A 22366-nucleotide genomic window follows, 5' to 3' on the forward strand; every position below is an offset into this window, starting at 1 on the left:
ATCTGAAAGAAGCGAGCCCCATCGCTCCCCTGAGGAGCGCCCGGAGCTTGCGGAGGGCGCGGCCACCCCGCTCCCTGAGGAGCGCTCGGAGCTTGCGGAGGGCGGGCCACCCCCCCGCTCCCTGAGGAGCGCCCGGAGCTTGCGGAGGGCGCGTCACGAAGGGTCTGCCACGCATCTCACCAGGACCCTTCGTGACGCTCGCAAGCTCGCTCCTCAGGGAGCGGGGGTGACGCTCGCAAGCTCGCTCCTCAGGGAGCGGGGGTGACGCTCGCAAGCTCGCTCCTCAGGGAGCGGGGGTGACGCTCGCAAGCTCGCTCCTCAGGGAGCGGGGGCGACGCTCGCAAGCTCGCTCCTCAGGGAGCGGGGGCGACGCTCGCAAGCTCGCTCCTCAGGGAGCGGGGATCGGCGTGCTTGCCGGTCATCAGATAGTCAGCCCTGCAACAGAATCCGCATCGCCAGTGCGTCGATCCGGTCGGGGGAGGGCGGTAGGGACTGACGCGACAGGTCGGTGACCACGTTCAGGGAAGCGTGTACGAGGAAGCGTGCCTGCGAGAGCGACAGCTCGTCGCGGACGCGGGTGAGCCAGGTGGCGAACTCGTCCACGGTGATCCGCTGCTGGTTGCGTAGTTCCTCGCGTGCCTCGGGGGTCGTGTGCCCGATCTCGGTCTCGTAGATCGCAATGAGATCGGTTGCGCTGGAGGACAACCGGATGTACGAGGCGACCATTGCGACGATCGCCTCGCGGGGTGTGGTCGACGCCGCCAGCGCGTCGGAGATGGTCGACGTGACCCGGTCGGTCGCGCGCCAGAACGAGGCCTCGAGAATGGCGACCTTGCTGGGGAAGTGGCGGTACACGCCTGATGCCGGCAGGTCGGCCGCGTGTGCGATGTCCTCGATCGTCACGTCACGGAACCCTCGGGCGGCGAACAGCTCGATCGCCTCGGTCAGGATGACCTCGCGCTTGGCGGCCGGGGCGAGTCCGGTCACCGACGGCGGTTCGAGGTCGGTCGGCTCGGGCAGCTCGACGTCGAGCAGGCCGATCGCGGCGGCCGACATCAACGCCGTCGCCTCGCGGGCCGGCAACGAGGCGCGATGCGTCGTGGGACTCGCCGCGACGCTGATCATCGCGGCGGCAACGAGATTGGCGTCGAGATCGGTCAGCGACGGGCGCAGCCGGCGGGCGGCGGCACGCACACGACGATGCTGGTGGACGACGACATCGCGGACGATCGCGGCGTCGGCGGGCTCGAGGTAGCGCGACTCCCACCGGTACAGCCCACCGCGGCGACGATTGTCGAACGAGGTGGCGGTGATCGCCTCGAGGAGTGCGGGCAACTCCTCGGGCGACCCCTCCGGGACGGTGTCGAGAACGTCGCGCAGGCCGGTCGCGAGCTCGGCGGTGGTCTCGGCGAACAATGCGTACTTGTTCGGGAAATGCCGGTACAGCGCCGGGGTGGAGATGCCGACGGCGTCGGCGATGTCGTCGAGCCGCACCGCGTGGTATCCGCCGTCGCTGAAGGCCTTCGCCGCGGCGTCGACGATCATGCGTCGCCGGTCGGCGGGACGACGACGCCGGGCGCCGGTGTCCGGGCGCGACGTCTGCGGGCGGGCGGTCATGACGACAGAGCCTATCCGGAGACCGCGTTCTCGTGACAGATTTCGACTTGGACCGGCAAAACTGCAGGAAAGACCAGATTGCAGGTCTGATAAGTTAACCCAGATTCTCGTGATCTGCGTCGCATTGTGGTAGTAATCTAAGCGATGGCACAGATGCGGGGGGCTGTGTCTACCGATAAGCCGGCCTGGAGTGGGGAGAGCAGTGAGCGAAGAGATCACGCGCGGCGGAGTCATCACATCGGTGGACGACTCCGGGATCGGGCGCCTGACGATTTCTCGTCCGGAACGGATGAACGCCCTCGACGGCGGGGCCCATCAGGCAATCGAGGACACGTTGGCGGAGTGGTCGACTCGCGACGACGTCCGCGTGATCGTGATCGACGGCGCGGGCGGCAGTTTCAGTGCGGGCGCCGATGTCCGGGGCTTCGCCGAACAGTCGACCGCGGGCGGTGCCTCCGGGTTCACTCCGACGCAGGCGCGTCAGATCATCTCCGGAGGTTCTGATCTCATCCGGGCCGTGCGTTCGGTCCCGGTCCCGGTGATCGCCTCGGTCGACGGTGCGGCCGCCGGGATCGGTGCGTCGCTCGCACTCGGTGCTGACCTCATCTACACGACGGCCAGGTCGTATTTCCTGCTCGCGTTCGTCAATATCGGTCTGATGCCCGACGGCGCCGCCTCGATGTCGTTCGCCACGGCCGTCGGCCGCGTGCGAGCCAACGAGCTGGCGCTGCTCGGTGAGAAGCTGCGTGCCGCAGAGGCTCTCGACGCCGGACTCGTCAACGGCGTTGTCGAGGACCGTGCCGCGCTCGACGAGGTGGTCGGCAAGGTCGCCGGCAAGCTCGCCGGCACGAGCGCCGCGGCGCTCCGGCTCACGAAGGCCGCGCTCGACGCGCACACGATGTCCGGTTTCGAGGCCGCGATCGAACGAGAACTCGACGGCCAGACCGAACTGCTCCAGTCCCCGGAGTTCCAGGCGGCCATCACCGCGTTCGCCGGCGCCTCCAAGTGAGCATCACGACACGCCGGAATTGCTGTACCGCAACCGTTCCCGACCCCATCACCACCAGAGAGACAACGAGGAGACCGATCGTATGACCGCGACCGTCGACACCTTCAGCGACCTGGCCACCGAGCCGCTGCGTTCGCGCCGCAACCACTGGAACAACCAGATCCGCCGCCACGCCTTCATGACCCCGGACAAGCCGGCGCTGAAGTTCCTGGGCAACATCACCACCTGGAAGGAACTCGACGAGCGCAGCCGCGCCTTCGCGGCCGCACTGAGCCGCCGCGGCGTGCAGTTCGGCGATCGTGTGCTGATCGTCCTGCTCAACCGCTCGGAGTACGTCGAAGCGGTTCTGGGCGCGAACCTGATCGGGGCCATCCCCGTGCCGGTGAACATCCGGATGAGTCCGGCCGAGGTCGCGTTCCTCGTCAACGACAGCGGCGCGAAGGTGATCGTCACCGAGACCCTGCTCGCCCCGCTGGCCGACGCCGCGGCCGCCTCCACCGGAGCGATCGAGCACACCATCGTGGTCGGCGGTTCGGACAAGGACAACCACCTCGACTACGAGGCGCTCGTCGCGGAGGATTCGTCGGATCTCGAGGAGATCGACGTTCCCGAGGAGACCGTCGCGCTGATCATGTACACCTCGGGCACGACCGGAAAGCCCAAGGGCGCCATGCTCACCCACACGAACATGCAGGCGCAGGCGGTCACCTGTCTGCAGGCTCTGCAGACCCGTTCCGACGACATCGGCTCGTGTGTCGCTCCGATGTTCCACATCGCCGGCCTCGGCGCGATGGCGCCACTGTTCTACATGGGCGCGCTGTCGGTGATCCACCCGCTCGGTGCATTCGACCCCGACGACATGCTCGACACCATCGAGCGCGAGGGCACCACCTCGATCTTCCTGGTGCCCGCGCAGTGGCAGGCCGTCTGCGCCGCGCAGCAGGCCAAGCCGCGTGATCTCAAACTGCGGGTGATCAGCTGGGGTGCGGCCCCGGCGTCGGACACCGTCCTGAACGCGATGAACGAGACCTTCCCGGAGGCGCTCAACGTCGCCGTCTTCGGACAGAGCGAGATGTCGCCGATCACCTGCGTGCTCGAGGGCAAGGACGCCCTGCGCAAGATCGGCTCCATCGGCAAGGTCGTCCCGGCCGTGACCGCGCGCATCGTCGACCCCGAGGGGAACGACGTGGCGCAGGGTGAGGTCGGGGAGATCGTCTACCGCGGCCCGAACATGATGAAGGGGTACTGGCAGAACGAGCAGGGCACCGCCGACGCCTTCGCCGGCGGCTGGTTCCACTCCGGTGACCTGGTTCGTGCCGATGAGGAGGGCTTCCTCTACGTCGTCGACCGCGCCAAGGACATGATCATCTCCGGTGGTGAGAACATTTACTGTGCCGAGGTCGAGAACGTCCTGTTCGGTCATCCGAGCATCACCGAGGCGGCGATCATCGGTCGCGCACACGAGAAGTGGGGTGAGGTGCCGGTCGCGGTGGTCGTGCTCGCCGAAGGCGTCGAGGACCTGACGCTCGCCGACCTCGAGCCGTACCTCAACGAGAACCTCGCGCGGTTCAAGCATCCGAAGGACATCGTCATCGTCGACGAGTTGCCGCGCAACGCCGGTGGCAAGGTCGTCAAGCCGACCCTGCGCCAGAGCTACGGCAGCAAGGACGCCGGCCTGGCCGACTGAGGCCGTCGCCTGATCCGCACCCCTACGACCTGGGCGCGAGTACTCGCGCCCAGGTTGTCGTGGTCTCGTCTGTCCCGGTGACGCCGGACTTCGGCGCGGGCAAGAACACGCACTAGAACACGTTCCAATTTTGTGGTTGAGTGACTACTGTCACGTCATGGCGGCGACCGTCGGAGTGAGTAGATCCTCCCGGTGTCAGACGCCGCCGGGTTCGAACGGAGGAGTTCAGTGAAGACAAAAGGTGCACTGCTGCGGGAGCACAACAAGCCGTGGGCGATCGAGGACATCGAGATCGGCGATCCCAAGGCCCACGAGATCAAGATCAAGATGGAAGCCGCCGGCATGTGCCACTCCGATCATCACCTGATGACCGGCGGCATCCCGATGGCCGGGTTCCCGATCCTCGGTGGCCACGAGGGTGCGGGCGTCGTGGCCGAGGTCGGTGAGGGAGTCACCGACTTCGAGGTCGGTGACCACGTCGTGCTGTCGTTCATCCCGTCGTGCGGCAAGTGTCCGTCGTGTCAGGCGGGAATGGCCAACCTGTGCGACTTCGGCGCCATGCTGCTGCAAGGCGAGGCGGTGTCGGACAACACCTTCCGTATCCAGACCGCCGCCGGTGAGAACGTCTATCCGATGACTCTGCTGGGCACCTTCGCGCCGTACATGGTCGTGCACGAGGCATCGGCGGTGAAGATCGAGAAGGACATCCCGTTCGAGGTCGCGGCCCTCTGCGGTTGTGGCATCCCCACGGGTTACGGCTCGTCGACCCGAAGCGGCGACGTGCGCCCGGGGGAAGACGTCGCGATCGTGGGTGTCGGCGGCGTCGGTACCGCGGCCCTGCAGGGCGCGGTGATCTCCGGTGCCCGCAACCTGTTCGCCATCGACCCGGTGGAGTGGAAGCGGGAGCAGGCGCTCAAGTTCGGGGCCACCGCAGCCTTTGCAACGGTCGAAGAGGCGGCCATGGCGATCGCGGACACCACTCACGGCGGTATGTGCCAGAAGGTGATCGTCACGGTCGGCGAGGTCCACGGCAAGGACGTCGACCTGTGGATGGGCATCACCGCCAAGGGCGGCACCTGCGTCCTGACCGGTATGGGCAACATGCTCGAGAGCGATGTCAACCTCAATCTCGCCATGCTGACCCTGCTCCAGAAGAACCTGCAGGGTTCGATCTTCGGCGGTGCCAACCCGAAGCTCGACATCCCGCAGCTGCTGTCGATGTACAAGATCGGCAAGCTCAACATCGCCGACATGATCACCCGGCAGTACCGTCTGGACCAGATCAATGAGGGCTACCAGGACATGTTGGACGGCAAGAACATTCGCGGAGTCATCCGCTACACCGAAGAGGACTGGTGATCTGAACCCGAGACTCCGTGGCGGTCGAGGCCGGTTCGCGGCCGCCACGGCTGTTTGTCCGTGTCACGGGGCGGACTGGGTCCGGTGCCACGCGGTCGCGCACACCCTCAAGAGGAAGTCGTCGACGCCGGTCGGCGCGCCTTCGTACGCCCCCGTCGCCGCCACCTGGCCGTCGCGAATGAGATTGCGCACGAATCCGTCCCGGGTATCGACGCCGTAGACATCGTGCTTGCCGGGACGTGGGTAGAGACTGAAGCCGAACGGTATGTGGGGGATGACGCCCACTCGTGTCGCCACCGCCGGTGCCTTGGGTAGGCGCTGGTCCGCGGGCGTTGAGTGCGTCCGATAGTGTTCCTCCATGCTCCGCGTGATCGCGTCGATCGAATCCTGTTCCGACGCGACAGCTTTCGCAACCTGGTGGTTCCAGGCGAGGGTGTCGGCGATCTCGGCCACCGACAGCACACGCCGGAAGTCGGGAAACTCAACGCCGTTGGTCGTCGCCAGCAATGCGCGATGTTCTGGGGACAGCGGTCTCGAGATCTGGGCCTCGAGACGGTCCAATTCCGCTGGCGACGCGCCGGTTCGACGCCGCGGGCCGGGCAACGACACGCGGGCGGAGAGTTCGCTGATGCGATCGAGGATCTCCGCGGCCGAGGGTGGGTCTTGCCGGATGTCTCGTCCGCCCCATGCCTCGGACCACTCGCCCAGTTCGGTCTGCTCGACATGGTCGCGATCATGGACGAGGTCCGACGCTAGGCGCGTGAACAGGTCCGGCGAGACACCTGACTCGTCGCCGAGGCTGAAGACGTTTCCCGCTCTTCGGCCACGCCGGTCCTCGGTGAACATGTACACGTGCCCGGCATAGCCGTTGTCGTCGTGGATCACCGGTACGCAGTCGTCCCAGCTGTCCTCGACACCCAGCGATTCGGCAAAGCCCCCCGAACTGTCATGAGTGAAGACCTCCAGTGTCTCCATGCTGTGCTGCCAGATCAGGCCGTCGTCGATGTCGTCGGTGCCGACGATGTGGTGGAACAGTGACAAGTGATCCCACCCGTTGCAGACCGACAGGAGCATTCGATGATCCGGATGTAGTTGCCTGCCCAGACGCTGTTCGGCGGAACGGATCTCCCCGTCGGATGCGCCCGGCCGTGGCGTGGTCACCTCATACCAATCAGTCACCTCCGCATACCGGCGCGCCAACCCGTGGAATTCGGCGAGCAAGTGTTGCCACTGTTCACGCGTTGCCATCGTTCTCCTCGGAAGCAGGGCTCAGATCCCGGGATTCTACTGATGATGTGTGCTCTGCTGGGTCACAACGGTGGGCCGGCCCGGGCATGTGGTGGTGTGTCGCGGCGGTAACGTGACGCTGTGTGAGTGCACTGCAGAGTTTGACGGAATGGCCCGTCGACCACGTGTCGGCGGCGATCATCACCCGCGACGGGGTCGCCGACCAGTTCGGCGACCCCTGTCGCGTCTATGAACTGGCCTCGGTCACCAAACCCCTCGTCGCGTATGCCGTCCTTGTCGCGGTGGAGGAAGGTGCCGTCGAACTCGACGACCCGGCCGGTCCGCCGGGGTCGACCCTCGCCCACCTGCTCTCGCATGCGTCAGGTCTGGCCTATGACACCCGCGAGATCGAGGCGCAGCCCGGCGAGCAGCGGATCTACTCGAGTTCGGGATTCGAGGTGGCTGCCGAGGTCGTGGCCGAGGCGACCGGCATCGAGTTCGGGCGCTACCTCGCCGAGGCCGTGTGCGCGCCGCTCGGACTGTCGTCGACGACGCTTCACGGGTCCGCCGGTCACGCCGCACGCTCGAGCGCAGCAGATCTGGCGGCGTTCGCGCAGGAATTGCTGAATCCCCGCCTCCTGGCGGCGGAGACGTTCCGGACGCTCACGTCGGTGCGGTTTCCCGGACTCGACGGATTCGTGCCCGGCTACGGCAAGCACCGTCCCAACGACTGGGGGATCGGCTTCGAGATCAGGTCCGAGAAGAGTCCGCACTGGACGGGAACCACGAACTCGCCCCAGACCTTCGGCCACTTCGGTCAGGCCGGGACGTTCCTCTGGGTCGACCCGGTACTCGACGCGGCCTGCGTCGTGCTGACGGATCGACCCTTCGGGCCCTGGGCGAAGCCGCTGTGGAGCGAGTTCAACGATCGTATCGTTGATGAACTCTCGTCACAGAACTGAATTTTTCTCGCACGAGAAACTAGCGCAACACGTGCATCATGGGGCACACTTGTTTCCAAGAGTGTGATATCCGCTGTCGCGAGGTGTGTTGGGGAAGACGTTCCTCGTCGACAACGGAGGTGAACAAGGTGCGCAATCTGAACCAGTTTGCGGACATGACAACAGGAGTGGTCTACATCCACTCGGCGCCGGTGGCGCTGTGCCCGCATGTGGAGTGGGCTCTGTCGTCGACCCTGAATGCGCGCGCCAACCTGAAGTGGTCGGCCCAGGATGCCGAGCCGGGCATGCAGCGTGCCACTGTCGACTGGGCGGGTCCGGTCGGCACCGCGGCGCGTCTGGTGACCGCGCTGCGCGAGTGGTCGGCACTGCGCTTCGAGGTGACCGAGAACCCCAGCGAGGGTGTCGACGGTGAACGCTTCTGCTACGTCCCGGGGCTCGGCCTCTGGCGCGGCTCCACGAGCGCCAACGGCGACGTCATCATCGGCGAGAACCAGTTGCGTTCGATGATCGAATCGCAGCCCGACAGCGCCGGACTCGCCGGTGAACTCGAAGGCGCGCTCGGGACCGCGTGGGACAACGCGCTCGAGCAGTACCGCATGGGCGGCGCCGGTGCCGAGGTCACCTGGTTGCAGCAGCGGGTGGGATAGACCCTTCGAGACGCTTCCTCCGCAAGCTCCGGATGCTCCTCAGGGAGCGGGGACGCTTCCTCCGCAAGCTCCGGATGCTCCTCAGGGAGCGGGGACGCTTCCTCCGCAAGCTCCGGATGCTCCTCAGGGAGCGGGGACGCTTCCTCCGCAAGCTCCGGAAGCTCCTCAGGGAGTGGGGGACGCTTCCTCCGCAAGCTCCGGAAGCTCCTCAGGGAGCGGGGGACGCTTCCTCCGCAAGCTCCGGAAGCTCCTGTGGATGTGGAATGAGAAAGTGCCCCGGTCCTCGTGGACCGGGGCACTTTCGTCGTCTGTGCAATGCGTCAGAGCGGGATGTTCTTGTGGCGGCCGCGGCGCGCGGGTGCCGCGGCGAGCGCCTCGGCGATGATGCTGCGAGTGTGCGCCGGGTCGATGATCTCGTCGACCACGCCGATGGACTGCGCGCGGCCGACACCGCCGGCGATCGCCTCGTGCTCGGCGGCGAGGCGGTCGTGCAGGGCCTCACGCTCGTCGTCGGGCGCTGCGGCGAGAGCCTTCTTGTGCAGGATGCCCACCGCGGCCTTCGCGCCCATCACGGCGACCTCGGAGCCCGGCCAGGCGAACACCGCGGTGGCGCCGAGCGCACGCGAGTTCATCGCGATGTAGGCGCCGCCGTAGATCTTCCGGGTCACCAGCGTGACCCGGGGGACCGAGGCCTCGGCGAACGCGTGCAAGAGCTTCGCGCCGCGGCGGACGACGCCGTTCCACTCCTGGCCGACGCCGGGCAGGTAACCCGGCACGTCGGTGATGACGATGAGCGGGATGCCGAAGGCGTCGCAGAGGCGGACGAAACGCGATGCCTTCTCCGCGCTCTCGGAGTTGAGGCAGCCGCCCATCCGCAACGGGTTGTTCGCGATGATCCCGACGCTGCGTCCGGACAACCGGCCGAAGCCGACGACGATGTTCGGCGCCCATTTGGCTTGCAGCTCTTCGAAACTCGAGATCTGGGTCTCACCGTCGGCCGCGACACCGGAGTCGAGCAGCTGCTCGACGACCGGGTGGACGTCGTAGGCGCGCCGATTCGACTCCGGCAGCAGGGCCTTGAGGTCGGTGTCGCCCGCCCGGGCGTGTTCGCGGTCGAAATGTCCCTGCTGGGTGAACGTCGACACCAGACGCCGGGCACGCCACAGCGCGTCGGGCTCGGAGTCGGCGACGATGTGACAGACACCGGACTTCTTGCCGTGGGTCGTAGGGCCGCCCAGCGACTCCATGTCCACTTCTTCGCCGGTGACGCTCTTGACGACGTCCGGGCCGGTCACGAAGACCCGGCCGGCCGGCGCCATGATCACGACGTCGGTCAGCGCCGGGCCGTAGGCGGCGCCGCCGGCGGCGAAGCCGACGACCACCGAGATCTGCGGGATGTAGCCCGAGGCACGCACCATCGCCTCGAAGACCTGACCCACCGCGTGCAACGCCTCGACACCCTCGGCGAGGCGGGCGCCACCCGAGTGCCAGATGCCGATGACCGGCGCCTGTTCGGTGATGGCGGTGTCGATGGCGTTGACGATGTGCGCACACCCCACGACACCCATGGCGCCGCCCATGACGGTGCCGTCGGTGCAGTAGGAGACCGTACGGACCCCGTGCACCAGACCGACGGCGGCCTGGACGCCCGACTTGTCGCGCGGATGGAGCAGCGACATCGTGCCTTCGTCGAAGAAGTTGGTGAGCCGCAACAGCGGGTCGCGCGGATCGGCGGCTTCTTCGCGGCCGGCAACGGGAGCCAAGGTCGTCATCGATGTCTCCTGGGTGTCGGGGGTGTGGCGGTGATGCTCAGTAGCGACCGAAGGCGAGCGCCACGTTGTGCCCACCGAAACCGAACGAGTTGTTGATCGCGTAATCGATCTGCCCGTAGCGGGGTTCACCGTGCACGACGTCGATGTCGCATTCCGGGTCCAGGTTCTCGAGGTTGAGGGTCGGCGGGATGACGCCTTCCTCGACGCTCTTGATCGTCAGGACCGACTCGAGCGCGCCGACCGCACCGATGGAGTGTCCGAGCGCGGACTTCGGCGCGTACACCGCCGCGTGCTGTCCGATGGCGGCGAGGATGCCCGCGGCCTCGGCGGTGTCGCCGATGGGGGTCGACGTCGCGTGCGCGTTGATGTGGGTGATGTCGGAGCGCTGCAGACCAGCGGTCTGCAGGGCCCGGGTCATGGCCCGCGCGTTGCCCTGACCACTCGGGTCGGGGGCGACGAGGTGGAATCCGTCGGAGGTGATGCCGGTACCGAGCAGGCGGGCGTGGATATGTGCACCGCGTGCGCGGGCGTGTTCCTCGCGTTCGAGGATCAGCATCGCCGAACCCTCGCCGAACACGAAACCGTCGCGATCCTTGTCGAACGGTCGCGACGCCGCTGCGGGGTCCTCGTTACGGGTGCTCATCGCCCGCATCATCGAGAACGCGGCGATCGGCACCGCGTCGATGTGACCCTCGACGCCGCCGGTGACGACCATGTCGGCGTCACCCATGACGAGGTGCCGCCAGGCGTGCGCGATGGCCTCGGCGCCCGACGAACAGGCCGAGACGGGGGTGATCACGCCGGCGCGTGCGCCGACGTTGAGTCCCGCGACGGCCGCCGGTCCGTTCGGCATCGCCATCGAGACGGCGAGCGGGGACACCTTGCGGTAGTTGCCGGTGCCCTCCATGGCCTGGACCGCGTCGACCATCGCGTCGGCGCCACCCTGACCGGTGCCGATGACGACCGCGAGGCGGTCCTTGTCGACGTCGGGTTCGCCGGCCTGCGCCCAGAGGCGCTTGCTCATCACGTGGGAGATGCGCTCGACGTAGGCCATCCGCCGGGATTCGATGCGCGTGACCTCCTCGGCGGGATCCTGGAGGAGACGACCACCGATGCGCACCGGGAGGTTGTACTTGGTGATGAAGTCGTCGGTCAGCTCACGGATGCCCGATTCGCCGGCCAGCAGGTTCTTCCAGGTCGAGTCGAGATCCCCACCCAACGAGGTGGTGGCCACCATGGAGGTGACCACCACACTCGGGAAGTTCCCACCCAGCGTGGAGTACTCGCGGAGGGAAGAGGGGGTCATCAGGCCTCGTCTGCCTCGACCTGCGCCTTGATGGCAGCTGCGGCCTCGGGGTTCTCGCTCTCGAGCTTCTGGATGTAGGCGACCGCGTCGCCGACCGTGCGCAGGCCGGCCAGATCCTCGTCGGGGATCTTGACGCCGTACTTGTCCTCGGTCTGGACCGCGATCTCGACCATGGACAGCGAGTCGATGTCGAGGTCGTCGACGAACGACTTCTCGAGGGTCACCTCGGACGGCTCGATGCCGGTGACTTCCTCGATGATCTCGGCGATGCCGGCAATGAGTTGTTCCTGGGTGGCAGCCACTGTGTGGTTCCCTTTCGTCTTCCTACGTGGATGTGAGATTTCCGGAGCGCAGCACGGACGGAGAAGTCCGCGCGCTTGGACACGCCGACATCGAAGCCGACGTTCCGGGGGTCGCGGACCAGCCGCGACCGCTATCCAAGTTCGGTGATCTTCGCGATATCGCCGGGCTCCTTGAGCGCCAGCGCGGGGGTGCCCTTGAGTTCGCGCTTCGCGATGCCCACGAGCGTTCCCGCCGGGGGCAGTTCCACCAGGGCGTGGGCCGAGTGGTCTCGCAGGTACGCCGAGCACAGATCCCAGCGGACCGGCCTGGTCACCTGCCCCACCAGCTTGGCCAGCGCGTCTGCTCCGTTCGTCACCGGTTGTCCGTCGGAGTTCGACAGCAGGGTCCGGGTGGGATCGGCGGGCGTGATGCGGGCGGCGGCTGCGGCGACCGCGTCCTGCGCCGGGGCCATGAAGTGCGTGTGGAACGCACCGGCGACCGCGAGCTTGCGGATCCGGGCCTTCTCCGGCGGCGAGGCGATGAGCTCGTCGATCTGCGCGACGGCGCCGGCGGCGACGATCTGCCCGGCGGCGTTGCGGTTGGCGGGGACGAGATCGAGTTCGTCGAGGCGTGCGAGGACGGCCGCCTCGTCGCCCCCGAGGACCGCGGCCATGGTCGTGGGCTGCAGGGCACACGCCTTCGCCATCTCCGAGCCGCGCAGCGCGGCCAGCGTGACGGCCTCGTCGGCCGAGATGACACCGGTGATCGCGGCGGCGGCGAGTTCGCCGACCGAGTGGCCGGCGACCACGGCGTCGGCGGGCAGTTCACCGTGCTTCCGCACCTCGTCGTAGGCCAGCAGTGCGGCGACGACGACGAGCGGCTGGGTCACGGCGGTGTCGGTGATCTCCTCCGCCGTGGCGGTGGTGCCGAGGCGTTCGAGGTCCAGACGGGTCTGTTTGGACCAGGTGGCGATCTGGTCACGCGCGCCCGGCAATTCGAGCCACGGCGTGAGCATGCCGGGTGTCTGAGATCCCTGTCCGGGAGCAAGCATCGAAAGCACGTGACCAGAGAACACCCTTTACCCACGGGATGTGGGTGTGGAGAAGCATGAAGCTTGTCGCGGGCTTTTGTGGGGTTCCCACAAAGGAGACCTAGAGGTCACCTGGTTCGTCATCAGTCTGAGATTTGTTACCGAACCGTGTTCTTAAGGCTCCTATCAGCAGAAACGGTGAATCGGACATGAAACCCGTGTGACTCATGTGGCAGATGTTGGCGATTTGTGCCGGAAGTGTGTCAGTCGACCCACCGTCGACGCGATCCTCAGAACGTAGGCGTCGCGCGGGTTAGTTGGGTCACGTCCTGTGATTTCCGAAATCTTCTTCAGTCGGTAGCGAACCGTATTTGGATGGATGTACAGAATTCGGGCACAGGACTCGACCGAGCCTCCGGAGTCGAGGTAGGCCTCGAGAGTGGTGGTCAGCGTCGCACCGCCCTCGGCGAGCGGCTGGACGAGGGATTCGACCAAAGCGGTCATCGCTGACTCGTCGCCGTTGAGCGCGCGCTCGGGTAGCAGCTCGAGACTGTGGACCGGCCGCGGTGCGCTCGGCCAGCCGGCCACCGCCTCGATCCCGGCCATGGCCTCGGTGGCACTCGAGTGCGCGCTGCCGAGGTTCGGCATGGTGGGACCGATCACCACCGGACCGTCGGCGAAGTGGGAGAGCAGTGCGCCGACGAACTTCTCGGTCGGACGGGCGGGACCGCTCACGATGGCCACCAGCACCGAACCCTGCACCACCGACAGGGCCGACCGGTCGAAGGACTTGGCCGTGTTGTGGATCGCCAGTGGCACCGACACGTTCTGTTCCGGCGGCGGCGTCCCGACTATCACGGTGGCCGGGGCGTCCGAGTCCCAGTTGAGCGCCGCTGCGCGAGAGAGCAATTGCGGCCCGGTGTCGCCGCGGACCACTGCGTCGACGACGAGGGCCTCGAGCCGGGAGTCCCACGCGCCGCGTGATTCCGCGGCCGAGGCGTAGATCGCTGCCGCGGCGAAACCGATCTCGCGTCCGTAGCGCAGCACCGACTCGGTCAGCGCGCGGAGCTGGGCATCGTTGCGGGCGAGGAGCGGCAGCCACTTCTCGAAGAACTCCATGGCCACGCGGACCATCTCGACGGTCTGCAGCAGCGTGATGCGGCGGGCGAGATCCTGCGGGACCACCTGGAAGGCCTGGACCGTGAACTTCACGTTGCCCTCGGGGTCCTGGATCCACTCGACGAAGTTGACCACCGCGGTCTGCACGACGAGTTGCACACTCGCGCGCTGCGCGGCGTCGAGGTCGGAGAAATAGGGCAGCTGGTCCTGCATCGAATGGACCGCCTCGGTGGCGAGTCGGCCGCTGTACTGCTTGACCCGCCGGAGAAGCGTGTCCGGCAGCGCGTCGTGCACGGTGGCCGGGGCCGGTACGTGCGCGCCCCGCTCACCGAACACGTCAGCCGGCGGCTGCTTCCTGTTCACGCGCGCATCGGACACGACCTCAATCTAGCCCCTCGGCCGGAGTGGGTTCCCCGGCCGAGGGCGAGTGGAGGCCGTGTCCGTCGGCGCGACCGGTCAGGCGACTCCCGGATCGCTGGTCTGCTCGGGTGCGGCCGAGACGTCGTCGATCCGGTACTTGTCGGCGGCCTGCTTGGCCACCGACATCTCGATGTTGCCGTCCCGGGCGAGCGCGACGAGCACCGCGACGACGATGGACTCGGCGTCGACGTTGAAGAACCGTCGCGCCGCCGGACGCGTGTCGGAGAACCCGAACCCGTCCGTGCCCAGCGTGAGGTAGGTGCCCGGGAGGTATGCCCGGATCTGCTCCTGCACTCCGCGCATGTAGTCGCTGACACCGACGAACGGGCCGGCGGCGTCGGCGAGCAGCTCGGTCAGGTACGCCGGCGCCGGCTCGGCGGCCGGATCACGCAGTACCTCGCGGTCGGCGCGGATCCCGTCCCGGGCGAGCTCGCTCCACGACGTGACCGAGTAGACGTCGGCGCCGACGTTCCATTCCTCGGCGAGCATGTCGGCGGCGCGCAGTGCGTCGGGCATGGTCACACCGGACACGAGGATGTTGGCCGGGTGTTCCTTGCCCTCCGGCGCCTTCTGGAACCGGTACGCACCCTTGACGATGCCGGTCGGGTCGAGTCCCTCGGGCTTCGCCGGCTGACTGATCGGCTCGTTGTAGACGGTCAGGTAGTAGAAGACGTTCTCCGGGTCCTCGCCGAACATGCGCTCCATGCCGCTCTCGACGATGTGGCCGAGTTCGTAGGCGAAGGCCGGATCGTAGGAGACGACGGCGGGGTTGGTCGCGGCGAGCAGCGGCGAATGCCCGTCGGCGTGCTGCAGGCCCTCACCGGTCAGCGTGGTGCGGCCCGCGGTCGCGCCGATGATGAAACCGCGCGCCATCTGGTCGGCGGCGGCCCAGAAGCTGTCACCGGTGCGCTGGAAGCCGAACATCGAATAGAAGATGTACAGCGGGATCATCGGCTCGTCGTGGGTCGAGTACGACGTGCCGACCGCGGCGAAGCTGGCTGCCGACCCGGCCTCGTTGATGCCCTCGTGCAGGATCTGACCCTCCGGGCTCTCCTTGTAGGCGAGCATCAGCTCGGCGTCGACGGAGGTGTAGAGCTGTCCGTTGCGGTTGTAGATCTTGAGGGTCGGGAACCATGAGTCCATACCGAAGGTCCGCGCCTCGTCCGGGATGATCGGCACGATCCGCTTGCCGACCTCCTTGTCGCGCAACAGATCCTTGAAGACGCGCACGAGCGCCATGGTGGTCGCGACCTGCTGCTTGCCCGAGCCCTTCGCGGTGGCCTTCAGTGCCGAACTCATGTCGGCCTTCAGCACCTTCGCCTTGGTGCGGCGGCTCGGCAGGAAGCCGCCGAGGGTCTTGCGCCGGTCGAGCATGTACTGCAGCTCCGGCGAGTCCTTGCCGGGGTGGTAATACGGCGGCAGGTACGGGTCCTTCTCGAGCTGCTCGTCGGTGATCGGGATGCGAGTGCTGTCGCGGAAGGCCTTGAGGTCGTCGAGCGTCAGCTTCTTCATCTGGTGCGTCGCGTTGCGGCCCTCGAAGTGCTTGCCCAGCGTGTAGCCCTTGATGGTGTGGGCCAGGATGACGGTCGGCTGTCCCTTGTGGGTCATCGCCGCGGCGTAGGCGGCGTGGATCTTGCGGTAGTCGTGGCCGCCGCGCTTCAGATTCCAGATGTCGCCGTCGGAGAGGTCCTTGACGAGTTCCTTGGTGCGCGGGTCGCGGTTGAAGAAGTGCTCGCGGACGAATGCGCCGTCGTTGGCCTTGTAGGTCTGGAAGTCGCCGTCGGGGGTGGTGTTCATCAGGTTGACCAGCGCGCCGTCCCGGTCGGCGTGCAGCAACGAGTCCCACTCGCGGCCCCAGATGACCTTGATGACGTTCCAGCCCGCACCGCGGAAGAACGACTCGAGCTCCTGGATGATCTTGCCGTTGCCCCGCACTGGGCCGTCGAGACGCTGCAGGTTGCAGTTGATGACGAAGGTCAGGTTGTCGAGGCCCTCGGTGGCCGCGAAGCTGGCGAAGCCGCGCGATTCCGGCTCGTCCATCTCGCCGTCGCCGAGGAAGGCCCACACGTGCTGGTCGGAGGTGTCCTTGATGCCGCGGTCGTGCAGGTAGTGGTTGAACCGCGCCTGATAGACGGCGTTCATGGGGCCGATGCCCATCGACACCGTCGGGAACTCCCAGAAGTCCGGCATCAGTCGCGGGTGCGGATACGACGGCAGGCCGCCGCCCTCGCCGGAGTGGCTGTGCTCCTGCCGGAACCCGTCCATGCGGGCCTCGTCGATGCGGCCCTCGAGGTAGGCGCGGGCATAGATTCCCGGGGAGGCGTGGCCCTGGATGAAGATGTGGTCGCCGCCGCCGGAGTGGTCCTTGCCGCGGAAGAAGTGGTTGAAGCCGACCTCGTACAGCGATGCCGACGAGGCGTAGGTGGAGATGTGGCCGCCCACGCCGACGCCCGGGCGCTGTGCGCGGTGCACCATGATCGCGGCGTTCCACCGGATCATCTGGCGGAATCGGCGTTCGACATCCTCGTCGCCGGGGAACCAGGGTTCGGCCTCGGTGGGGATGGTGTTGACGTAGTCGGTGGAGGTGAGCGCGGGGATCGACACACGCTTCTCGCCGGCGCGTTCGAGCAGACGCAACATCAGGTACCGGGCACGACCGGGGCCCGCGGCGTCGAGGAGGGCGTCGAACGAGTCGAGCCACTCGTCGGTCTCGTCGGGGTCGATGTCGGGCAGATAGGACGCGACTCCTTCACGGATGACCCGGACTCGTTGTCCGGCGGCACGTCCGTTCGAGCTGGGGCCGGTGTTCCCGGCGGCGCCCGGCGAGACGTCCTGTGTCGCTTGGTCCATCTGGTTGGTCACGGTGATGCCTACTCCCTCTGACAGGCCGAACTCGGGGTGGTGGTCCGACCGCATGGCGTCGGCACCGCACTCCGATGTGGTGCGGCGCCTACCCTCATCGTGCCCCATGTGGGGTGGCTTGGCACCGGGTGGATCCGTGTCGCGTGTCCCGATCGCCGCGATGCGGTAGCGTCCAGAAACGGTTACTGACCAGTAGGGGGAGTGGATGCCGGATCGAGGAGGCGCGGCCGATGGGCGGCGCCGGGGTCGTGCAGTCCGGTCGGCGACCGCGGCCACGATCGCACTCGGCGCGGCGCTGTCGGGGGCATGCGCGTCGACCGTCGATGGCGCGGGGGCGCCGGCGCCCGGCGAGGTGGCGGTCTACCGCTCCGAACTGTCCGCCTCGGCGGCCGCCGAGGTGCGTGCCGACGGTGTCGAACTCTGCCGCGAGTCGATGGCGTCGATGGTCGTCATGGTCCGCGGGTTCAACGCCTTCGTCGCCCGGCTGAATGCGGCGCAGACGTACGCCGGGGTCGGGGATCTCGACGAGAAGGCACGTGCCAGTCTGATCGCCGGTGCCGACGGGATTCGCCCCAAGATCACCGAGACGTCGCCACCGGCCGTCTCCACGCCGGCGCGGGCGTTCCTCGCGTCGACCGCGCGCCTCGAGAATGCGATCAGCCGCGAACTGCGTGCCGGCCTGAACCCGGTGTCGAGCGAGTGGTCACGCTCGAAACAGCGACTGCTCGATGTGTGCGGTACCTACACGCCGCTCCCGGCCACGTCCTCGGCCACACCTCGACCGTCGGTTCCCGCCACGACGTCGGCCGAGCGACCCGGGGGTTGATGGCGCCGTCCGCCTCGCGCCGCCGGGTACGGTTTGTTCCGCCCCGCTGTGGGTAACGATCGGGCGGGTCGGTCACGGGACCGGTGCGAAACGCCCGAAATCCCTGACGGCGTTCGGCTTGCAATGTGAGGCTCTAGGCTGTTGCCTATGCTGACAGGCGAACGGCGTGCGGGAGCGCACGCGGATTCGCCACAGACGACGCACAGAACGATCCACGAATCTTCAGGAGGTCACGCGCGGTGGTAGCCGCCACAGACGGTAGCAACGCCCAGAAACTGGGCTTGACCGCAGGCTTGGTCGTGCAGGAACTCGGCTGGGACGAGGACACCGACGACGAACTGCGCGCTGACATCGAGGACGCGATCGACGCCGAGATGGTCGACGAGGATGCCGATGACGTCGTCGACGTCGTGGTCCTCTGGTGGCGCGACGGCGACGGCGACCTCGTCGACGCCCTCATGGATGCGATCGGTCCGCTCGCCGAAGACGGTTTCGTGTGGGTGTTGTCGCCGAAGACCGGCAAGTCCGGCTACGTCGATCCGAGTGAGATCGCCGAGGCGGCCCCGACCGCGGGACTCACCCAGACGTCGGCCATCAGCCTCGGTGACTGGTCGGCGGCCCGACTGGTCCAGCCCAAGGCCCGCGCGGGCAAGAAAGCATGAGCGGTGCTCTGCCTTCTGCGCCCCTGACCGTCGGTGACCGGGCCCCGGATTTCGCCCTGCGCGACCAGAACAATCAGCTGGTGTCGCTGTCGACCCTGCGAGCCGACCGCAACGTGCTCGTCGTGTTCTTCCCGCTCGCGTTCACCGGTACCTGCCAGGGCGAGCTCGGCTACATCCGTGACCAGCAGCCCCGTTTCGACAACGGCGACGTGACCACGGTGACCATCTCGGTCGGACCCTCTCCCACGCACAAGGTGTGGTCCGCCGCGCAGGGTTTCCTGTTCCCGCTGCTCTCCGACTTCTGGCCGCACGGCGACACCGCGCGCGCCTACGGGGTGTTCAACGAGGACCGCGGCTACGCGAACCGCGGGACCTTTCTCGTCGATCGGGACGGCACGATCGTCTTCGCCGACATGGTCGGTCCCGGCGAGGTGCGCGAGAACGCCGTCTGGGACAAGGCACTCGGCGTCATCGGCTGAGTCGGCGCTTCTCCGCATCCCGCGCCATCGAGTCGAGTCGGTGCCATACGGAGTCCATACCCGGTCGCCGCTCGGGTTCGAGATCCAGCATCCGGTCGAGCAGTTCGGGCAGATCATCGGGTAGGGCGCGGTTCGCCGGGAATCCGGAGTCGCGCGTCGTGGCCGACGTCGCGCGACGCAGAGTGCGAAGGCGTCGGACGCCCCGTTCGGACCACGGCGGGACCGCGCCGTATGGTCGTCGCCCCGTCAACGCCTCGAAGAGGGTGACGCCCAGGGCGAAGACATCGGCCGCCGGGGTCAGGGCGACGTCGACGGCCTGCTCGGGCGGCAGGTAACCGCGCGTGCCCGAGCCGTCACCATGCTCCCCCGGACGGCCGAGCAGCCCGAGATCGATGAGGATCGCCTGCCCGCCGTGCACGATGATGTTCGAGGGCTTTACATCCAGGTGAATCCAGCTGTGGCAGTGCAGGTATCGCAGCGCGGATGACATCTGCACGCCGAGCTGCACCACGTCGTCGACACTCAACGGACCGTTCTCGATCACAGCATCCAGGGTGGCGCCGGGGATCGTCTGCATGGTGAAACCGAGCAGCCCCGACTCGTCCCGGGGGAGCATGCCGTAGCCGCGCACGAGATGCGGGTGGGCGAGTTCGGCGAGCGCGCGTCCCTCCCGACGGACGGACTCCGCGACCTCCTCGTCGTGGCGTCGACGCCGTCGGATGACCTTGAGGATGCATCGTGTGCGACGGTCGGTGTCGAACGCGTCCCAGGTGACGGTGCGCTTGCCGACGGCCAACGGGGCAAGTGGTTCGACACCGGGGAAACGCGGGGGCCGGTCATCGGAGCCGTTGCGCTGCAACAGGTCTGACAGAGCCCTCATCGGACGTCACGCGCCGATGTGATCAGTCGGGTGCCGGTGGATTCGACGGCGGGCAGCTCGATCACCCGATCGACGTGGTCGAGGACGACCGGGTCGTGGGTCAGGATCAACACACTCCGATCCCGGTGCTCGGTCAGTGAGCGCATCAGGCGATGGGCGCCCGCCGGGTCGAGTCCGGTGGTCGGCTCGTCGAGGATGAGCAATCCGCCGCCGTGGAGAAGTCCGCGTGCCACGTTGAGCCGTTGCCGTTGTCCGCCGGACAGGGTGCGGCCCCGCTGTCCGATGCGGGTGTCGTACCCGTCCGGGAGCCGGGTGATGAAGTCGTGGGCGTCGGCGCGTCGAGCGGCCGCGACGATCTCCGCACGGGTGGCGCAGGGTTCGCCGAAGGCGATGTTCTCGGCGACGGTCGCGTCGGACAGCAACATCTCCTGGGCGACGACGGCGACCGAGGCGCGGATCGACTCGCGCGTCACGAGAGCGAGATCGTTGTCGCCCAGTCGAACCGACCCCGCATGCGGTTGCAGGGAACCGTCGAGCAGGCGGGTCAACGTCGTCTTGCCCGCCCCGCTGCCGCCGACCACCGCGACGCGTTCACCGGGTTCGATCGTGAGGTCGAGGTCGCGCACGGCATCGACGTCTCGGCCGGGGTAGCGCGCGTGGACGTTTCGGAGCGCGACGCCCGCGGCCTCGGCCGGAAGTGCGACGGCGCGGGGCGGATCGGTCATGGTGGGCTCGTCGAGCAGTTCCTGTACCCGCTCGATGCCGGCGGTCGCGGCGAACAGCGAGGGCAGGAGGTTGCCGAGGTCGCGCACCGGGCGATAACAGCTCCCCAGGAGAGCCAGGAACGCGAGGACTTCGCCCAGGGTCATCCGCTGGGTGGCCAGCGCCCAGACGCCGAGCCCGATGACCACGAGGACGCCGAGGAGTTCGAACAGGCCCACCATCGGCAGGAACACCGCACGGACCCGGCTGGCGACCAGTTCGGCGTCCATGATGGCAACATTCTGGCGCTCGTAGCGCGCGATCGCCGTCGACTCCTGGTTGTACCCCTGCACGAGGGCGGCGTTGGCGAGATGTTCCTCGGTGATCGCGCTGAGGGACCCGGCCCGACGCCGCCGTTCGCGTGATGCGGACTTGGTGTAGTCGGCGAATTGGGTTGCGGCCCAGAAGAACAGCGGTACGACGACCATCGCCGCCAGGGCGAGGAGGAGATCCATCCAGAGGAGAGCGGCCGCATAGATGATCAGGGTCGCCAGCTGGCGGAAGCCCCAGGTCAGGTGGCGGACCATGAACGACTCGACCGTGCCGATGTCGGAGGTGAGGCGGCTCATCACATCGCCGAGCCGCAGGTGGTCGAGTCGGTGGGCGGGCAGTGCCAACACGTGCGCGAACGCGTCGCGCCGCAACGTGGTGAGGAATTTCTGGGAGATCCAGGTACCCAGATAGTCGTCGGCGCCGTCGACCACCGCGGCCAGCAGGTTGAGCCCGACGTAGATCGCCGCGATGTAGGGGAAGGGGCCGAGGTCCGCGGGCACCAGCACGTCGTCGACGAGACGCTCGAACAGCGCGATCTCGGCGACGGCGATCACGGCGGGGATCACCGACAGCGTGAGGCTGAGCAGGAGCCACCACCGGAGCGTGCGCAACCGCGGCCAGAATGTGCGGAAGATCTGCAGGACGGTCAGGGTCGCGGAGTGCTGGACGAGGGGCTGATCGTCGGCGCGGGGTCGTAACAGCGCGAAGAACGGTGACGGCGAGGGCATGACGGAGGCGTCCATCCGGATTCGTGGTGGTGGTCGTGTCGCGGTTGCGAGAGTGGGCGGGGCGGGTGGCCCGATCTGCGTCGGGGAACAGATCGGGCCGCACCGCCTAATCGGTGGTGGTGACCGGCGGGCGACGACGCGGACGGCGGGGCGCGCGTCGGCGGTTGTCCGTGGACGTGTCGTGGGGACGGCATGCGCCGGGAACTGCCGGCGCAAGGGCGCAGAGGATGTTGGAGTGCGACATGAGAAGACCTTTCGTCGGGTGTCGTGATCGTTCCGCCGGCGGTCCCGAGCGGAACGGTTCTCACTGTCACGGACCCCGATGAGGTCTCCGTGAGTCGCACATGAAGAATCCTTCATCGTCGCCGACGGGTGCCGTCCCCTGCGGCGAGTGGCATCGTGGAGTGGAAAAGCGGTTGCCGCCGAGCGGATTCGACGGTGTGATGGGTGAGCCCGT

The 22366-nt window shown here is 67.6% G+C and carries 18 protein-coding genes; 8 read left to right on the forward strand and 10 right to left on the reverse strand.

Going from position 1 to position 22366, the window contains the following annotated elements:
- Window positions 1–429: 429 nt before the first annotated feature.
- Window positions 430–1617: a TetR/AcrR family transcriptional regulator gene (locus tag ACFVHY_RS11435; RefSeq protein ID WP_390271800.1), complete on the reverse strand. Its 1188-nt coding sequence runs from the start codon at window positions 1615–1617 to the stop codon at window positions 430–432.
- A gap of 202 nt (window positions 1618–1819) precedes the next feature.
- Between ACFVHY_RS11435 and ACFVHY_RS11440 the strand changes: the two genes are divergently transcribed.
- The 3 genes from ACFVHY_RS11440 (at window position 1820) to ACFVHY_RS11450 (ending at window position 5672) form a co-directional block, all read left to right on the forward strand.
- Entirely contained in the window at window positions 1820–2626 is an 807-nt protein-coding gene (locus ACFVHY_RS11440; protein WP_390271802.1) for an enoyl-CoA hydratase-related protein, read from the forward strand.
- A gap of 82 nt (window positions 2627–2708) precedes the next feature.
- A complete protein-coding gene (gene fadD5 / locus ACFVHY_RS11445; protein WP_390271803.1) occupies window positions 2709–4313 on the forward strand; it encodes a fatty-acid--CoA ligase FadD5 in 1605 nt (534 codons plus the stop codon).
- A 228-nt stretch (window positions 4314–4541) separates the two neighbouring features.
- Complete coding sequence (locus ACFVHY_RS11450) at window positions 4542–5672, forward strand: NDMA-dependent alcohol dehydrogenase (protein ID WP_390271805.1); 1131 nt, start codon at window positions 4542–4544, stop codon at window positions 5670–5672.
- A 63-nt stretch (window positions 5673–5735) separates the two neighbouring features.
- Here ACFVHY_RS11450 and ACFVHY_RS11455 read toward each other — a convergent pair whose 3' ends face one another.
- Window positions 5736–6920 (reverse strand): SMI1/KNR4 family protein, encoded by a 1185-nt coding sequence (locus ACFVHY_RS11455; protein ID WP_390271807.1) that lies wholly within the window; start codon window positions 6918–6920, stop codon window positions 5736–5738.
- 122 nt (window positions 6921–7042) lie between these two features.
- On the opposite strand from ACFVHY_RS11455, the gene ACFVHY_RS11460 reads away from it, so the two are divergent.
- Both ACFVHY_RS11460 and ACFVHY_RS11465 read left to right on the forward strand, forming a co-directional pair.
- Window positions 7043–7861: a serine hydrolase domain-containing protein gene (locus ACFVHY_RS11460; protein WP_390271809.1), complete on the forward strand. Its 819-nt coding sequence runs from the start codon at window positions 7043–7045 to the stop codon at window positions 7859–7861.
- A 128-nt stretch (window positions 7862–7989) separates the two neighbouring features.
- On the forward strand, window positions 7990–8508 hold the full coding sequence (locus ACFVHY_RS11465; RefSeq protein ID WP_010841193.1) for a DUF3145 domain-containing protein: 519 nt from the start codon (window positions 7990–7992) through the stop codon (window positions 8506–8508).
- 320 nt (window positions 8509–8828) lie between these two features.
- On the opposite strand, the gene ACFVHY_RS11470 is transcribed toward ACFVHY_RS11465, so the two are convergent.
- The 6 genes from ACFVHY_RS11470 to aceE all read right to left on the reverse strand — a co-directional run bounded on the left by ACFVHY_RS11470 (window position 8829) and on the right by aceE (window position 17353).
- The gene (locus ACFVHY_RS11470; RefSeq protein ID WP_058252055.1) at window positions 8829–10280 is read right to left on the reverse strand and encodes an acyl-CoA carboxylase subunit beta; all 1452 of its coding nucleotides are present in this window, start codon (window positions 10278–10280) and stop codon (window positions 8829–8831) included.
- A gap of 37 nt (window positions 10281–10317) precedes the next feature.
- Window positions 10318–11586, reverse strand: a complete 1269-nt coding sequence (locus ACFVHY_RS11475) for a KasA/KasB family beta-ketoacyl-ACP synthase (protein WP_390271811.1) — start codon at window positions 11584–11586, stop codon at window positions 10318–10320.
- The gene (gene acpM, locus ACFVHY_RS11480; protein WP_058252053.1) at window positions 11586–11888 is read right to left on the reverse strand and encodes a meromycolate extension acyl carrier protein AcpM; all 303 of its coding nucleotides are present in this window, start codon (window positions 11886–11888) and stop codon (window positions 11586–11588) included. The genes ACFVHY_RS11475 and acpM overlap by 1 nt, the downstream gene beginning before the upstream one ends.
- A 131-nt stretch (window positions 11889–12019) precedes the next feature.
- On the reverse strand, window positions 12020–12928 hold the full coding sequence (locus ACFVHY_RS11485) for an ACP S-malonyltransferase (RefSeq protein ID WP_137810264.1): 909 nt from the start codon (window positions 12926–12928) through the stop codon (window positions 12020–12022).
- A 195-nt stretch (window positions 12929–13123) separates the two neighbouring features.
- Complete coding sequence (locus ACFVHY_RS11490) at window positions 13124–14395, reverse strand: PucR family transcriptional regulator (protein WP_390271814.1); 1272 nt, start codon at window positions 14393–14395, stop codon at window positions 13124–13126.
- A 78-nt stretch (window positions 14396–14473) separates the two neighbouring features.
- Window positions 14474–17353 (reverse strand): pyruvate dehydrogenase (acetyl-transferring), homodimeric type, encoded by a 2880-nt coding sequence (aceE, locus tag ACFVHY_RS11495; protein WP_390271867.1) that lies wholly within the window; start codon window positions 17351–17353, stop codon window positions 14474–14476.
- A gap of 151 nt (window positions 17354–17504) precedes the next feature.
- Here aceE and ACFVHY_RS11500 point away from each other — a divergent pair, with 151 nt between their 5' ends.
- The 3 genes from ACFVHY_RS11500 (at window position 17505) to ACFVHY_RS11510 (ending at window position 19266) form a co-directional block, all read left to right on the forward strand.
- Complete coding sequence (locus tag ACFVHY_RS11500) at window positions 17505–18125, forward strand: hypothetical protein (RefSeq protein ID WP_390271816.1); 621 nt, start codon at window positions 17505–17507, stop codon at window positions 18123–18125.
- 239 nt (window positions 18126–18364) lie between these two features.
- Window positions 18365–18787: a DUF3052 domain-containing protein gene (locus ACFVHY_RS11505; RefSeq protein ID WP_058252048.1), complete on the forward strand. Its 423-nt coding sequence runs from the start codon at window positions 18365–18367 to the stop codon at window positions 18785–18787.
- Entirely contained in the window at window positions 18784–19266 is a 483-nt protein-coding gene (locus ACFVHY_RS11510) for a peroxiredoxin (protein WP_390271818.1), read from the forward strand. The genes ACFVHY_RS11505 and ACFVHY_RS11510 overlap by 4 nt, the downstream gene beginning before the upstream one ends.
- On the opposite strand, the gene ACFVHY_RS11515 is transcribed toward ACFVHY_RS11510, so the two are convergent.
- Both ACFVHY_RS11515 and ACFVHY_RS11520 read right to left on the reverse strand, forming a co-directional pair.
- Complete coding sequence (locus tag ACFVHY_RS11515) at window positions 19256–20146, reverse strand: serine/threonine-protein kinase (RefSeq protein WP_390271820.1); 891 nt, start codon at window positions 20144–20146, stop codon at window positions 19256–19258. The genes ACFVHY_RS11510 and ACFVHY_RS11515 overlap by 11 nt on opposite strands.
- Window positions 20143–21909, reverse strand: a complete 1767-nt coding sequence (locus ACFVHY_RS11520; protein ID WP_390271822.1) for an ABC transporter ATP-binding protein — start codon at window positions 21907–21909, stop codon at window positions 20143–20145. Before ACFVHY_RS11520 ends, ACFVHY_RS11515 begins: the two co-directional genes overlap by 4 nt.
- Window positions 21910–22366 lie beyond the last annotated feature (457 nt).

This window comes from Gordonia sp. NPDC127522 (genome assembly GCF_042672305.1).
Taxonomy (GTDB): Bacteria; Actinomycetota; Actinomycetes; order Mycobacteriales; family Mycobacteriaceae; genus Gordonia; species Gordonia hongkongensis.

Bases quoted from the DNA above. Each gene is read 5' to 3' on its own strand.
- ACFVHY_RS11470 (WP_058252055.1), bottom strand. From the start codon at position 10,280: ATGACGACCTTGGCTCCCGTTGCCGGCCGCGAAGAAGCCGCCGATCCG.
- ACFVHY_RS11500 (WP_390271816.1), top strand. From the start codon at position 17,505: ATGCCGGATCGAGGAGGCGCGGCCGATGGGCGGCGCCGGGGTCGTGCA.
- aceE (WP_390271867.1), bottom strand. From the start codon at position 17,353: ATGCGGTCGGACCACCACCCCGAGTTCGGCCTGTCAGAGGGAGTAGGC.
- ACFVHY_RS11510 (WP_390271818.1), top strand. From the start codon at position 18,784: ATGAGCGGTGCTCTGCCTTCTGCGCCCCTGACCGTCGGTGACCGGGCC.
- ACFVHY_RS11455 (WP_390271807.1), bottom strand. From the start codon at position 6,920: ATGGCAACGCGTGAACAGTGGCAACACTTGCTCGCCGAATTCCACGGG.
- fadD5 (WP_390271803.1), top strand. From the start codon at position 2,709: ATGACCGCGACCGTCGACACCTTCAGCGACCTGGCCACCGAGCCGCTG.
- ACFVHY_RS11475 (WP_390271811.1), bottom strand. From the start codon at position 11,586: ATGACCCCCTCTTCCCTCCGCGAGTACTCCACGCTGGGTGGGAACTTC.
- ACFVHY_RS11435 (WP_390271800.1), bottom strand. From the start codon at position 1,617: ATGACCGCCCGCCCGCAGACGTCGCGCCCGGACACCGGCGCCCGGCGT.
- ACFVHY_RS11515 (WP_390271820.1), bottom strand. From the start codon at position 20,146: ATGAGGGCTCTGTCAGACCTGTTGCAGCGCAACGGCTCCGATGACCGG.
- ACFVHY_RS11520 (WP_390271822.1), bottom strand. From the start codon at position 21,909: ATGCCCTCGCCGTCACCGTTCTTCGCGCTGTTACGACCCCGCGCCGAC.